The sequence below is a fragment of the Candidatus Gracilibacteria bacterium genome (genome assembly GCA_041661045.1).
Lineage (GTDB): Bacteria > Patescibacteriota > Gracilibacteria > UBA1369 > 2-02-FULL-48-14 > 2-02-FULL-48-14.
Genome location: JBAZVE010000001.1, coordinates 478,224 through 491,888 on the forward strand (window position 1 = coordinate 478,224; position 13,665 = coordinate 491,888).

At 51.7% G+C, this 13,665-nt stretch carries 14 protein-coding genes; 5 read left to right on the forward strand and 9 right to left on the reverse strand.

Annotated elements, in window-relative coordinates; genetic code table 25:
- The first annotated feature begins 10 nt into the window (after positions 1 to 10).
- Positions 11 to 937, forward strand: a complete 927-nt coding sequence (locus WC777_02210) for a 5'-3' exonuclease H3TH domain-containing protein (protein MFA6024007.1) — start codon at positions 11 to 13, stop codon at positions 935 to 937.
- Here the strand turns inward: WC777_02210 and WC777_02215 are convergent.
- A complete protein-coding gene (locus tag WC777_02215) occupies positions 934 to 1,788 on the reverse strand; it encodes a hypothetical protein (GenBank protein MFA6024008.1) in 855 nt (284 codons plus the stop codon). The genes WC777_02210 and WC777_02215 overlap by 4 nt on opposite strands.
- Positions 1,789 to 1,793: 5 nt before the next feature.
- Complete coding sequence (locus WC777_02220; protein ID MFA6024009.1) at positions 1,794 to 3,545, reverse strand: hypothetical protein; 1,752 nt, start codon at positions 3,543 to 3,545, stop codon at positions 1,794 to 1,796.
- Positions 3,546 to 3,942: 397 nt separating this feature from the next.
- On the opposite strand from WC777_02220, the gene ftsA reads away from it, so the two are divergent.
- Both ftsA and ftsZ read left to right on the forward strand, forming a co-directional pair.
- Positions 3,943 to 5,187 (forward strand): cell division protein FtsA, encoded by a 1,245-nt coding sequence (gene ftsA / locus WC777_02225; protein MFA6024010.1) that lies wholly within the window; start codon positions 3,943 to 3,945, stop codon positions 5,185 to 5,187.
- A gap of 12 nt (positions 5,188 to 5,199) precedes the next feature.
- Positions 5,200 to 6,417 (forward strand): cell division protein FtsZ, encoded by a 1,218-nt coding sequence (ftsZ, locus tag WC777_02230; GenBank protein ID MFA6024011.1) that lies wholly within the window; start codon positions 5,200 to 5,202, stop codon positions 6,415 to 6,417.
- Positions 6,418 to 6,497: 80 nt separating this feature from the next.
- On the opposite strand, the gene WC777_02235 is transcribed toward ftsZ, so the two are convergent.
- On the reverse strand, positions 6,498 to 7,070 hold the full coding sequence (locus WC777_02235; protein MFA6024012.1) for a hypothetical protein: 573 nt from the start codon (positions 7,068 to 7,070) through the stop codon (positions 6,498 to 6,500).
- 194 nt (positions 7,071 to 7,264) lie between these two features.
- Positions 7,265 to 7,801, reverse strand: a complete 537-nt coding sequence (locus WC777_02240; GenBank protein ID MFA6024013.1) for a hypothetical protein — start codon at positions 7,799 to 7,801, stop codon at positions 7,265 to 7,267.
- Positions 7,802 to 7,865: 64 nt separating this feature from the next.
- On the opposite strand from WC777_02240, the gene WC777_02245 reads away from it, so the two are divergent.
- Entirely contained in the window at positions 7,866 to 8,861 is a 996-nt protein-coding gene (locus WC777_02245; protein MFA6024014.1) for a peptidoglycan bridge formation glycyltransferase FemA/FemB family protein, read from the forward strand.
- On the opposite strand, the gene def is transcribed toward WC777_02245, so the two are convergent.
- From def to WC777_02265, 4 genes are read right to left on the reverse strand one after another with little or no spacing between them, the layout of a single operon-like run.
- Positions 8,858 to 9,361 (reverse strand): peptide deformylase, encoded by a 504-nt coding sequence (gene def, locus WC777_02250; protein ID MFA6024015.1) that lies wholly within the window; start codon positions 9,359 to 9,361, stop codon positions 8,858 to 8,860. The two genes, WC777_02245 and def, sit on opposite strands and share 4 nt — an antisense overlap.
- A gap of 2 nt (positions 9,362 to 9,363) precedes the next feature.
- Positions 9,364 to 10,446 carry a peptide chain release factor 2 gene (prfB, locus tag WC777_02255; protein MFA6024016.1) on the reverse strand — a complete coding sequence of 361 codons (1,083 nt, stop codon included), beginning with the start codon at positions 10,444 to 10,446 and terminating at the stop codon, positions 9,364 to 9,366.
- Positions 10,447 to 10,453: 7 nt separating this feature from the next.
- On the reverse strand, positions 10,454 to 10,798 hold the full coding sequence (locus WC777_02260; GenBank protein ID MFA6024017.1) for a type II toxin-antitoxin system PemK/MazF family toxin: 345 nt from the start codon (positions 10,796 to 10,798) through the stop codon (positions 10,454 to 10,456).
- Positions 10,791 to 11,036 (reverse strand): hypothetical protein, encoded by a 246-nt coding sequence (locus WC777_02265; GenBank protein ID MFA6024018.1) that lies wholly within the window; start codon positions 11,034 to 11,036, stop codon positions 10,791 to 10,793. Before WC777_02265 ends, WC777_02260 begins: the two co-directional genes overlap by 8 nt.
- Positions 11,037 to 11,561: 525 nt before the next feature.
- Between WC777_02265 and WC777_02270 the strand changes: the two genes are divergently transcribed.
- Positions 11,562 to 13,061 carry a flippase gene (locus WC777_02270; protein ID MFA6024019.1) on the forward strand — a complete coding sequence of 500 codons (1,500 nt, stop codon included), beginning with the start codon at positions 11,562 to 11,564 and terminating at the stop codon, positions 13,059 to 13,061.
- A gap of 7 nt (positions 13,062 to 13,068) precedes the next feature.
- On the opposite strand, the gene WC777_02275 is transcribed toward WC777_02270, so the two are convergent.
- Positions 13,069 to 13,659: a hypothetical protein gene (locus WC777_02275; protein ID MFA6024020.1), complete on the reverse strand. Its 591-nt coding sequence runs from the start codon at positions 13,657 to 13,659 to the stop codon at positions 13,069 to 13,071.
- Positions 13,660 to 13,665 lie beyond the last annotated feature (6 nt).

Consider the following 13,665-nt stretch of genomic DNA (forward strand, 5'->3'; position numbering starts at 1 on the left):
CTATTCTTCTATGGTGAAGAAATTCGTGATTATTGATGGGAATGCCTTGATCCACCGCTGCTACCACGCGGTTCCCCAGACTTTGCGAGCTCCATCAGGTGAGCTCACCAATGCGGTTTTTGGCTTCACCGGGATTCTTTTGGGGATTTTGGAATACGAACACCCCGATTATTTGGCCGTGGCTTGGGATATGAAGGGGCCCACCTTTCGCGATGCCCTGTTTGCGGATTACAAAGGGACGCGGGCCAAAACGGACGATGAGTTGATTGGCCAATTCCCTCGAGTGAGGCAGGTTCTGGACGCGCTTTCGGTGCCTTGTTTTGAAAAAGAGGGCTTGGAGGCGGACGACTACCTGGGAATTGTGACCACGGAACTGAGAAAAAAACATCCGGACATTGAGGTTTTGATTGTGACGGCGGATAAAGACGCCCTGCAGCTCGTGGGAGAGGGCATCACGGTGGTGGCTCCGGTGAGTGGTTACACCAAGGTGATTCGTTATGATCGAGAGGCGGTGCGGGCAAAAATGGGTGTGTGGCCGGAGCAGGTCCCGGACTTTAAGGGGCTTTCGGGCGACACCAGCGACAATATTCCCGGGGTGCCGGGAATTGGGGAAAAGACGGCGGTTAAATTGCTGGAGCAGTGGGGCAGCGTGGAGGGCATTTATGAGAATATCGAAAAAGTGGAGCCCGTACGCATTCGTGAACTGATGCGAGCGCATGAGGCGGAGGCTCATCTGTGTAAAAAACTGGCCACTATAATAAGAGAGGATGGCATTACGGTGGATTTGCACGCGGCCAAGGTCCACAATTTAGCGGTGGAAAAGGTGCGAACGCTGTTTGCGGAACTTGGGTTCCGTGGACACTTGGGGCGAGTGGAAAAGCTCAACAAGGATTGGGAAAAATTGCGGGCCGGAGAGACTCAGACCAGTTTGTTTTAATCGAAATAGTCGAAGGTGAATTCTTGGAGGATTTCGCCGGCGGCGTTTTTTACAATGGCGTGGTCTTGGCCGCCTTGGTCAAAAAAGGCTTCGTCGGTGCCGTAGAGGTAGCGGTCTTCCCCTGTTTTCCCTTCATACCATTCACGAGGGTGAGCAAAGAACGATTGCGTGAAGACTTGGCGGGCGAGCGGCGTGGCGGGGCTGCTGCACCCAAAAAGATGGGTGGTGTTTTCAAATGAGTCATGGCCGATGTCCAGGGAGGGATTGGTGTTTTTGAGGACCTCCAGACTGAGTTCCTGCTCTTCCAGCACCCGGAGCAAAAGTTCGGCGGTGGCGGGGCTGTCTATTTCCAGTGATGCGGCTTCTTCGATGCTGCGGGATTCCACAATATCCGCGGAGCGAAGGTCGTGCAGTAGGGCGATTTCTCCAGGCAGGTAATGTGAAAAGTCGATGCTAAAAACCAAGAGGGCATTGTCTTCATCGATGGCTCTTGAGAGCTCCTGGGCAAAGGCTTCAAGCGCCTCGGGCGAGCCGGGCGTTTTGAGCATCCAGCCCTCCACTTCTACGCCCGGAAACATGTCTGTGCTCCATTTTTCGTGGAGAGAATAGCCGTGCTCTTGCTCGGAAGGGCGGGCAATGGCTTCCGGTCCGGTACTAAAATGGTTGGGGCTGAGCACAATGATTTTATCGAAACTCGCTCGGTCTACGCTGGCGTAGAGCGCCAAAATCCAGTCCTCCACCAGAGCGTGGTGAGGGAGCAGGATGATGTCGGAAACCGTGCATGAAGAAAAGCTCTCTTGGAACGAGCTCTTCTCCACGGGTTGGCAGGCGCTTAGGGCCGTGAGGGCCACTAAGCCTAGTATAAACTTCCTCCCCATTCTACAACGGTAAAGCCATAACGATCCGGCGCGCGGTATTCGGGAGCGGGCAAGCCCGGCTCGGCAGCGGGCTCATAGAACATGAAGAGCCTAATCACTTGATCGGGCTGAGGATAAATGTGCAAAGGAGCCACTTGATCCATGAGCGCATTGCCCACAAAGTGGAATTCAATGTAAGGAGTCTCTACTTTTTGAAGTTCCGGCAGCCAGAATTCCATAAAGTCCGCAGTTTCTTGTGCGTTTAGGCCCATGTCCACCAAGAGGGACGGCAGAGCTTTAGCCACTTCGCTCACGGCGAGGGTGAATCCTGCGTCCTGCAAGATTATTTCTTCATCCGACTGACCTTCCCAAAATAAGTAAGGGTAGGTTTTCCCGTCAAAAATATTCCAGAGTTCTCCCGTCGGCTTGGCTTTTACAAACCACCCTCGAGGACCGTAAAAAGGTTCCACTTTGGTGAAGACGGGGATGTCTACACGAACGCTCACTAGGGTTTCCTCCTCCGGATACAAGTAGATCACCGGCTTTCCACATTCCGCCATGGGGGCGTAAGCGGCGTTGGCAACATTGGTATAAGTTCCCGTGTCTAGCTTTATGAAAAAGAAGTCTCCGCTGTGAGCAAAAGATTCGATCGCCATTGGCTCTTCTGTACTTTTCCCTTCGTCGTATTGAAGTCGAGCCTTGTAAGCGTAATAAGCGCTACTTAATGCGATGGCAAATGGGGACTCTTCGTCTAAATCTCCAGGCTCAGCGAGCCAGAATACGGGCTCTCCGTCCAAGTCCCCCGCAAGCTCCAATTCTGCTTCTTGCTCAGCCGTAGGAAAGTGTTGGACAATGCAACCGCTTGCAAATCCGCAACCGCTGTTGACGCTCAAGGCGTAATTCTTGGTCTCTGGGTTAAGCTTTGGCGCATTTTCATTTGGAGTGAATGAAAGTTCGGCCTGTCCCACTAGGTACTCGTCTACTTCAAGCTGATTGAATATCTTTGGCGTGAGCTTGTACCTCGCCAAGGTGCCATCTTTATTGAGAGCGTATAGGCAATTATCGATCATGTAAAAGTGTGAAAACTCGGAACTATTGAGCTCCAGTGGCGTGATTGGCGATCTGGGATTTTCGAAGCTTTGTGCCGCAAGCATATATAAATCATTTGTTAGACTCACCTCCGTGTCTTCGTAGAGATCGAGGGTATCGGGCACTTCAAGATCTTGGATTCTTGTCTCCGTGTCTTCCTCTACCACTGGGAAAATCTCTGACCTCGCATCTTCCCACGCTCCATCGTATGCATTCTCAGATGCATTCAGTAAAACGGTCCACTCTTGAGTGCTTTCATCAACTGCAAACCGGAAAGCCGTGTCTCCGCCCATTCCACCCCCATCGTAGGGCGGGCTTGCTAATACTAAGGTTTGTCCCGCATAGGGGGCCTTAAGAATGGTTCCTATTTTCCAAGCTTTTCTTCCCTTGTCGCTGTCATCCAGTGGGTTTTCTGCGTAATAGCTTTCGTTGGCGTCCATGATTTCTGAAAGAGGAAGTTCCACAGGTTCATAGAAGTCAACTTCTGCGGAAATGCTGTCTTCCCAGGCCACTAGACCACTGGTATCCACGGTCGGCTCCTCTTCCTCTTCTTGAGGTGCCTCTGGCTCTTCGGGTTCTGCTTCAGGATCGGGCTCTGTGGGGATGAGCTGGCATCCTACTAGGGTAAGGGCCAACAAGAAGGGTAGGGCTTTTTTAAACATAGAGAGGGGTTAGGTGCGTGCCGCTTAGATACGCTACTTGCTTTAACGCGGGACTTGAATAGAAGTGTCCGGAAAGCGGTTGACTTTTGGCTGGTTTAGTTTGTTTTGTGGCTAGCTTATGCCTGTAATGAGGTTTATTGAACTTCTTTTTTGTTCATCAGTGTGGGCGCGGACAAAAGGCTTGCTCAAGCCCTGCGGCGGCACAGGATGCTCTTGCGCACATTTTTTGGCTAAAGCAAGCCAAAAATTTCGCGGTGGCGAGTGTGCGAGTGTTGGCTTATTTTAGCCCTATTTTTTGAGTAAAAATTGAGTTCGATGGGCGTTTTTTGGCTTAGAAAAGCCCTTATTTTGCTTACAAAGGCTTGCGGGGGCGGAACTCTTGGTCTAAAGTCGGTTCATGCCCAAGCACCGAATCATCGCCGGCCTCGATATTGGAAACTCAAAAATTCGTGTTGCCATCGCCGTGATGGATGAAGAAAGCACCACTCCCAATGTGATTGGAGTAGGAGTGTCTCCTTCCGGTGGACTTCGAAAGGGAAATATTATTGATGTTGGAGAAACGGTTTCGAATATCGCCAGCGCCCTGGAGGACGCCGAACGAATGGCTGGAGAACCGGTGCACACCGTGTTTTTGGGAATTTCCGGTGACCATATTTCCTCCATGGACAGCAAGGGGGTTATTGCCATTTCTCACAGCGGAAATGAAATTATTGAAGACGATGTGGACCGAGTTTTGGAGGCGGCCCAAGCGGTGGCGATTCCAAACAATCGAAGAATTTTGCGTATCATCCCAAAGAGTTTTACCGTGGATGAACAGACCGGAATCAAATATCCCGTGGGAATGACCGGAATCCGTTTGGAGGTTTTGGCTCACTTGGTGACCGGCCTCGTGCCTGCGGTTAAGAATATTGAAAAATGCGTGCATCAAGCGGGTGTGGATATCAACGATATTATTCCTTGTGGCCTTGCCGCTGCGGAATCTGTGCTCACCAAACGACAGAAAGAATTGGGTACGGTTGTGATTGATATTGGATCCGGAGGCACGAATGTGGCCGTGTATGAAGAGGGGACCGTGTTGCACAGCGCTTCTCTTCCCGTTGGGGGAGATAATGTGACCAACGATATTGCCATTGGCCTCCGTACTTCCATCGATACGGCTGAAAAAATTAAAATTGAGTACGGTTCCTGCATCCCTGAAGATATTCATGACCGTGAAACCATCGATCTTTCTTTGCTTTCAAAAATCGACACGCAAACGGTTTCTAAGAAGCAGCTGGCTGAAATCATTCAAGCGCGATACCACGAGATCTTTATGATGGTGAAAGACGAACTTTCTAAAGTTCAAAGAGATGGGATGCTGCCGGCCGGAGCCATTTTGGCGGGTGCGGCGGTTAAAATGCCGGGCGTGATTGATCTTGCGAGAGAGGTGCTCAATCTGCCTGTGCAGATCGGATTCCCCACCAATTACGAAGGAGTTGTGGATAAAATTGAGGATCCCGCTTATGCCAGCGTGATCGGGCTTGTTATTTGGGGCTCTCGTTTTCAGGGAGATGGGTACGCCAATCGATTCAATCTTAAGAATATTTCTTTTGAAAAGGCCGGACAAAGTTTAAAGACTTGGTTCCGCGGCTTACTCCCTTAACCCCCTTAAGCTATGGCAGCTTCTCAACAAGGCCAACAAGACGACAGCTTGAAAAATCTCTTTTCCAGCACCAGCTCAAAACGACGCAACTTTGAAGTCACTCCAGATGTGACTCCGGTGGCGCGCATTAAAGTGATCGGTGTTGGAGGGGGAGGAGGAAACGCCCTCAACCGCATGATTCGTTCCAACATCAAAGGAATTGATTTTATTGCGATCAACACGGATGCTCAAGCGCTCTACCACAGTGAAGCGGCCACCAAGATCAATATTGGTAAGGCCACGACTCGTGGACTTGGCGCCGGAAGTCACCCCGATGTTGGACGACAGGCCGCCGAAGAGTCTTCCGAAGAAATCAAACAGGCGATTGATGGAGCTGAGATGGTGTTCATCACTTGTGGACTTGGAGGAGGAACCGGAACCGGAGCCGCGCCTGTGATTGCTGAAATTGCCCGCGACCTTGGTATTTTGACCGTTGCCGTGGTAACGAAGCCGTTCTCATTCGAAGGACACCGCCGTCGAACGCAAGCGGAAGAAGGTCTTGAGAACTTGAAGAACAAGGTGGATACGCTGATCACGATTCCGAACGACAAGATTTTGTCCCTCATCGACAAAAAGACACCGCTCACCGAAGCCTTCCAAGTGGTAGATGATGTGCTCCGACAAGGCGTGCAAGGTATTTCCGATTTGATCACCGTACATGGAATGATCAATGTGGACTTTGCCGATGTGAAAGCCATCATGGAAAATGCCGGATCCGCCCTCATGGGGATTGGATACGGAACAGGAGAAAACCGTGCAACCGAAGCGGCCCGTGCCGCCGTGGAAAGCCCATTGCTCGAGCTCGACATTCAAGGAGCGAAGGGAATTCTGTTCAATATCACCGGAGGAAGCGATCTCTCCATGTTTGAAGTGGACGAAGCGGCTCGCATCATCACCGAAGCGGCTGATCCTGAGGCTAATATTATCTTTGGAGCCGTTATCAACGATTCTTACACCGGTGAAATTAAGATCACCGTGGTGGCTACAGGATTCGACGACATCAAACGCGGCGTTCAAATTGCACGACCTCTTGGGGAATATCGCCCCGCGAGCAGTGGCATGAACACTCCCATGCAAAAGCCTTTGAGCATGCAGGACAACCGTCCCAGCACTCCTTCTATGCCCATGGGTGAAGACACCGGAAACGAATACGATATTCCGGCATTCATTCGACAGAAGATGCAGAAGTAAATTGATTAAAAAGACCCCCGCTCCGGCACAGATGAACTTTAGTGCCTTGCGGGGGTCTTTTTAATGGGATTTTAAGGGGACTAGTAGTTTAGAACATTCCCTTCAACCATTTCCGTCCAGGTGGACCCGTACTTGAAGGCAACATTAAAGGGGTCGTCCTCTCCAGGGGTTTCATCCAAGACTGTGGCGGAGTCGATATTGACCGTCAAGGTAGCGGGCATAGTTCTGGTGAGACTCACTCTGGATGTGGTCGTCACTGTAGCGTAGGCCGTTCCGAGATCTGTACGGTCCACTACTCCTGTACCAATGGTCGTGCTTCCATTTTTCAAATAGACCGTACTTCCATCAGCGGCAGCGTCGATGTAGGCTGGAATAGTGGTCCAAAAGTAGACCGTGAAGGTGCTTCCCGCTGGGATAGAGGCTGACCTTGTGGTGGATGCCGTCATCACCAAAACATCATCGGAACTGCTCACTGTCCTGGATCCACTTGGACTTGAAGTGGACAGTGCGTAGTTCACGGTACCAAGCGCTGATGAAGCAGTGCTGAACTTACCTTGTAGGCTGTCGAGCCCTCCCGATGCATAAAGGCTTAGCCCCAGTACCACGAGGAGACCGAGGGCGGCAATGGAGAAAACTTTTGTTTTTGACTTCATTTTTGTTTTTGTTAAGGGTAAAAATGAAAATCTTCGTGTTATTATAACATACTGAGCCTACTTTGGCAAGCCCCACGGGGGGGCAAATAAAAAGAACCCGCGTTTAGGGGTTCTCTTTACGGTTGCTTACTCCGCGGTATAGAACGGAGGGAGGCGACCATTCATTACAAAATATCTTTTGGAGTTTGTGCGGCTTAGTAGGTGAGTGTGCTTCCGGTGATCTTTCTTCCGTTGTGCTCCACAGTCACCACAAGGGCGTCTTCTACGCCGGCCTCTTCGTCCAAAAGCGCTGCTGTGTCGGCTACGATTGTGAAGATTTCGGTGGTCCCCGCCTCAAAAGATAGTGGTGTGGTTGTCTTTATGAGGGCGACTCCTTCGCTCAAACGGGTGGTGTCGATTAAGCCGAATTTTGCGGTCCCAACTGAGGCGCTCAGTCCTTTCATGTTTAGCGTTACCGGAGTTCCCACGCCTGCGCTATCCAAACTTTCGTCTGTAATGAAGTCCACACGAAACACCGCTCCTGTGGCTATGGTGCTGTCTTCTTCAAATTCCATGGTGAACTCCATCACGGTATCCAGAGTGGAGACTGCGTGAGCTCCACTGGGGCTTCCACTTCCGAGCGTCATGCCCCAAAAATCTGTTCCCCAACGGCCCTGAAGGTCTTGCCCTGAGCAGGCTGTTGTTAGGATGGAGAGGGCGGCCAATGAGCTAAATAAGATTTTTGCGTTCATGGGGTGGAAGTTAAGAATGAGACAAGCTTACCGTTCTTTGTTTTTTTCTGCTAGACTAATGTGGATGAATATCAGGCAACTCCAGATTGGGGACAAAGAGCGGTTCAATGCCATGGTGGCGGCGCATCCTTACGGCTCCGTTGAGCAGAGCTTTGAGTGGGGGGAGCTGCAGACTCGAATCCCCGGTCGCCCGGCTTTTTTTGTTTTTGGAGTTTTTGAAGGGGACGATTTGCGCGGCGGCATGATGGTGGTGCGGCAGGTGATGGGCATGGGGAAGACTTGGCTGTGGTGTCCGCGCGGGCCCTTGCTGCCTGCCGAGGGGAGCGAGGAGGCGTGGGAACTGCTGCAGGGGGCGGCCGAGGCGCTGGCCCGCGCCGATGGGGATGTGTTTTTGCGGATCGAGCCCGGGTATCCCGCCGAGCGAGCGCCTTTTTTTGGGGGAAAGACTTCTGCTGAGCATTATTTGCCCCAAGATTCTTTGCTTTTGGATTTGAGCCTGTCTGAGGCGGATTTACTCGCTCAAATGACTCCGAAGGGGCGCTACAACATCAAGTTGGCGGAGAAACGGGGGGTAACGGTGCGACGGGGGCGGCCCGAAGAGGTTTCTGTTTTTTATGCGTTGTTGATGAGCACGGCCGAACGCGATGCTTTTTTTGTGCACGAAGAGGCTTTTTATGCCGATTTTTTACGGGTTTTGGGGGATCGTGCTCATTTTTACCTCGCCTTTGCAGAGGGGGAGGCTGTTGCGGGGATGCTGGTGACGCACTTTGGCTCGGTGGCAACTTATTATTATGGGGCTTCCGGGGCTACGCATCGAGAAAAAAAGGCGCCCTACTTGTTGCAGTGGTTCGCGATGCGGGAGGCTAAAAAAGCGGAGCTTAAACTTTATGATTTTCTGGGGGTGGCGCCGGAGGGCGATGAGCGCCATGTGCTTTCGGGCGTCACACAATTTAAAACTCGCTTTGGCGGGGTGCGAGTGCAGTACACCGAGGCCAGGGTCTTTGTGTATCGGCGGCTTTGGTGGTGGATTTATCGTGTGGCGAAGGCCTTGCGCCGCTAAATCTGTTCTGTTGTGCTTTTTTTGCCGCGTTTTTTCTCTTCAATCTCGAAGGCGCGGTCGATGAAGAGGACGCCGTCGAGGTGGTCCACCTCATGTTGGATGATGCGAGCGTTGAAGTGTTCGAGCACCAGGGTTTGTTCTTGGTTTTTGAGGTTTTTGTAGGAAACGGTCAGGCGGGAGGCGCGGAGCACCTTGCCCCACACTCCGGGGAGGCTCAGGCAGCCCTCTTCCCCTTCTTCGGTTTCCTCCGATCGCTCAAGAATTTCCGGATTGATGATGGGGAAGATGATTTCGTTTTTCTCTCCGGGGTTGAGGCGCACGATGGCCATGCGAATGTTGCGCCCGCATTGAGGCGCGGCGATGCCCACTCCGTTTTCTTTCCACATGGTTTTGGTCATTTCATCCGCGAACTTGCGGATGTCCGCTGTGATCTGGCGGATGGGGGTGGAAACCGTGCGAAGAATGGTATTGTCTGTTCCTTTTTCTACGGGGATAGCCATGATTACTGTGATTTTAGACTGGCTTCAATGAATTCGTCCAGCTCTCCGTTCAAAACTTTGTCCACCTGGCTGGTCTCGTGATCGGTACGGTGGTCTTTTACCATTTGGTACGGCTGCAAAACATAGGAGCGGATTTGGTTGCCCCAGGAATGCTGCACATGATCGCCGCGGATTTCTTGAATGGTGCTCAAATGGTTTTGTTCTTGCAGTGCGAGCAGTTTGGTTTTGAGCACTTTGAGTGCGTTTTCGCGGTTTTGAACCTGACTGCGTTCGGTTTGGCAGGCTACGCTGAGGCCTGAAGGAAGGTGGGTGACGCGGGCGGCGGTGCTGGTTTTGTTCACATTCTGCCCTCCGGCGCCACCGGCACGGAAAAAGTCCCATTCCAAGTCGTCTTCCTTTATTTCCAGTTCCACTTCATCCAGATCCGGCACCACTTCCACCATGGCGAAAGAAGTTTCGCGGCTTTGCTTGGCGTTGAAAGGGGAGAGGCGAACTAGGCGATGCACCCCGTGTTCGTGCTTGAGGTAGCCGTAGGCGTAGGCGCCGTCTACTCGAAAAGAGGCGCTTTTGATTCCCGCTTCTTCGGCGGGAGAGAGGTCCAGTTGAGTGGCTTTCCAGCCACGGGCTTCGCAGTACCGTAAATACATTCGCATGAGCATTTCGGCAAAATCTTGCGCGTCCACGCCCCCGGTTCCCGCGTGAAAAGAGAGGATGGCGTTTTCCGCATCGTATGGGCCGCTGAGGTAGAGCTCAATGCTCAGGTGTCCGTGCAGCTTTTCGGCTTCAGCGGTGTCTTTTTCAATCTGATTCACGGTTTCTTTGTCGGACTCCTCCACCATACTGGTGAGGTCCAAAAGATTCTGAGCGTCGTGCTCCAATTTTTCCCAGGACCCGATGGTTTCACGGATCAGCCCTGCCTCTTTGGATATTTTTTGCGCATGAGCTTGATCGCTCCAAAAATCGGGTGCGGCCATTTCCGCTTCCAGAGTGGAGAGCGCGGATTTCTTTGCAGGCAAATCCAAATGTTTGAGGGATTTCTTCACCTCATCTTGGAGCAGTAGCAGTCTATCTTTGATTTCTTGCATGGGGGAGTTAGAAGCCGAATACTTGAAGAAATTTTGGTTTTGCTTTTTTTAGGACCTCCTTTTTTAGAAGACCTAATTCGCCCAAAACAATTCCTTTGCTCAGGGTTGCGAGCTTATCGAAACGAATGGTCGAGTCCACTTTCAGCCCTGTTTCCTTAAAATATTTCTCGTTGGTTTTGAGCGTCCAATGCCCCTTGGCGTCCGCTTCACTCCCTCGAGAAGTGACGAAGGCCACAATGATATCTTTTGCCCCCGCTTCCGCATCGGAAAGGATTAGGGCGGGGCGAACCTTGGTCGAAGTTAAATCTGTAAAAGGGAATGGCACCAGAACGATGGCTCCGAATTTAAACATATCGTTTTTTGAGATCTTTCATGGAATAAATGTCGGGCTCGTCTTCAAGGAACTGAAAGCTTGTGGACTGAGCGTTCATCTCTGTTATTGGGAGTGCTTCGTTGAGGGTGATTCGCGGAACCACGAGCACCTCTTCTTCTTCACGGCGACCGATGGAGATGATGATTTTTTGGTATCTCACCTGGCTGACGATTTCGCTCAAATGCTTTCGCGCTTCTGTGGTCGTGTAATGTCTCATGATTTATTGTAGGTTGGTACAATTGTAACAATTTGTACAAAATGCGTCAATTGTCGCACCCTCCCCAGCGCGGGAACTCTGGATCACCCTGTACTACCCCCTTCAATATTTCGCGGATTCGTTCGATGGACTCTGCAATGGCGTGTCTTACGGTGTTGGCTTGGGCTCGTAGGTTAGTACAGCCTGGTCGCTGCTCGGCGTCCAAGAACATCTGGAGAACCTGGTTTCCCAGGTCAGTGGCCCCTCCAACCTCGGCCTTGAGTTGAGCTGCCGTTAAGCTTTCTCCAGACGGAAGACTGAATATGTAATGACTTCCTTCTCTTTGGCAATTCTCTTCAGCTTTCATTATTTCCTTTATCAATCTGGCTCTGGGGCTCTCGAGTGATTCTTTGGTGTGGGGAATCTCCATAAAAATTTTTTATAGTGCTGCACTTTAGCACCTGGCCAGTCCTCCGCACAAGCGCTGCCTGCTTCTTAGTGCTGCGCTAGTTGTTTTACCGAAGCTTGCGCATTAGAATGGCGGGGATGTCTACCGCAAAGAAAATTCTCAGCAATACGGCGATTCAGGTGTTTGGACGGGCTATTATGGCGGGGCTGAGCATTGTGATTTTGAAGATTATTTCGCACTTTTTGAGTGTGGAGGGGTATGGGCAGTACACGGCGGTTTATGAGTTTTTGGCGTTTTTTGGGGTTGCGGCGGATTTGGGGTTGTTCACGATTGCGGTGCGGGAGATGAGCAAGGGGGAGCGGGACAAAACCTTTATTGCCAACAATATTTTGGGCATGCGTATGACGCTGGGCGTGGTGATGATGTCCTTGGCGACGGTGGCGGCGTTTCTGATTCCGGCCTACCAGGACACTTTTATTCCGGTGGGCGTGGCTGTGGCGTCTTTGTCGGTTTTTCTGGCGATCATGCACGGTACGGTTTCCAGCGTGCTGCAGGTGGAGCTCCGCATGCAACACGCCACTTGGGGTCTGGTGTTGGGGAAGGCGGTTTCTTTGGCTTGGATGGCGGCGGTGATCTTTTACTTTTTTGCAGATGAGCCAAGCCAAGCAGCTTTTAATCAACTGATGATTGCGGGGGTGGTGGGGAATTTGCTTTCGTTTTTATATACTTTTTATTTTGCGCTCAAGGTGCAGCGGATTCGTCCGCAGTTTACGCGGGAATACTGGAAAGAAGTGGCCATTACGGCGGCCCCGTACGGAACCGCTCTTATTTTAAACATGGTGTATTTTCGCGTGAGCAGTTTGATGCTTTTATTTATGGAAGGGCCAAAGGAGCTTGGGTACTTGGGGCCTGCCATGCGGATTTTGGAGATTTTGAATGTGATTCCGGTTTACTTTATGAACAGTGTTTTGCCGGTGCTCTCCAAGGCGGTGCGGGAAGGGGGCACGAAGGTGGAACGGATTGTGCAGCTGGCGTTTAACTTTTTATTTATGACGGGATTTCCCATGGCTGTGGGGCTTTACCTGTTGGCGTATCCCATTATTTTTCTCATCACTCAGCCGGAATTTTTGAGCCAGCTGGATAAGGGGATTTATGGGTCCGACTACGCGCTGCGGATTTTGGCGCTGGCCATGTTCTTTTCCTTTTTGAACAGCACCTTTAACTACTCCCTGATTTCGTTGGGGAAGCAAAACCACTTGTTGTGGATCAACGGGAGCGCCGCGGCCCTGAACATTGTGGTGAATCTTTACCTTATTCCGCGGCTTGGCTTCCGCGGTGCGGCACTTTCGAGCGTGGGGGTGGAGCTCTTTATTTTGGCGCTTTCGTATCTGGTGGCGCGAAGGTACATCCATTACCGCTTCGACCTTGTGGGGCTCTTCAAAATTGCGCTCGCCGGGCTGCTTATGGGCGGCGCCGTATATGCACTCAAAGACCCCACTTACAATCTGTGGGGCCTTCAGAATCTCAATGTTTTGGTGCTCGCCGTGGGCGGCGCCGCCCTCTACGGCGGCCTCCTTTATCTCTTTGGGGCTATCCCTGAAGAGTTTAAGAAGAAGGCTTCAGAGAAATTGGCTTAGATTTGGATTATCTCCTGTCTTCGCATTCGGATTTGATGTCCTTGGCGCCTAGGCCTACGACTCCGCTCGGTCTTGTATCTTTTCCGGTGTAGGTGGAGCAGGTGGCATTTATTCCCCTTGCACATTCAGTGAGGATGAAAGCGCCGGCGGCCTGCTCACAGGGGTCCTCCCGGAAAAAGGCTGGGGCCACGACGGCGGCGTCCCCGGGCGCTTCGGGCTCCTCCCAAAACTTCCACCAGCTGGATTCCGGCGTCCCAATGTCCGTGTAGCCCAGAACCGGCTTCCCGGCCGTACCTACCGCTTCTCGCGCGCAGCGGAACTCCTGCTCTGAATCGGTGGCAACAAAGCCCATCTCCCGCCCCAGCTGAAGTGCTTGCTCAATTGCGTTTTTTTCTCGATCTGTACACTCGTCGACTGTTGCACGAGCTTTCCCGGACGGAGTGGTGATATCCACAAAACCGTCCTCATAAAGTTCCTTTGCCCTAACGGCGTTTTCACCTCTCTCCGCTGTCACATCGACATGTCCACAGCCTTCGAGGGTAAGGGCGCCGAGCCCCAGTGCCGCCACCGGCAGACCAATTTTTAAGAGATTGTTCATGGTATC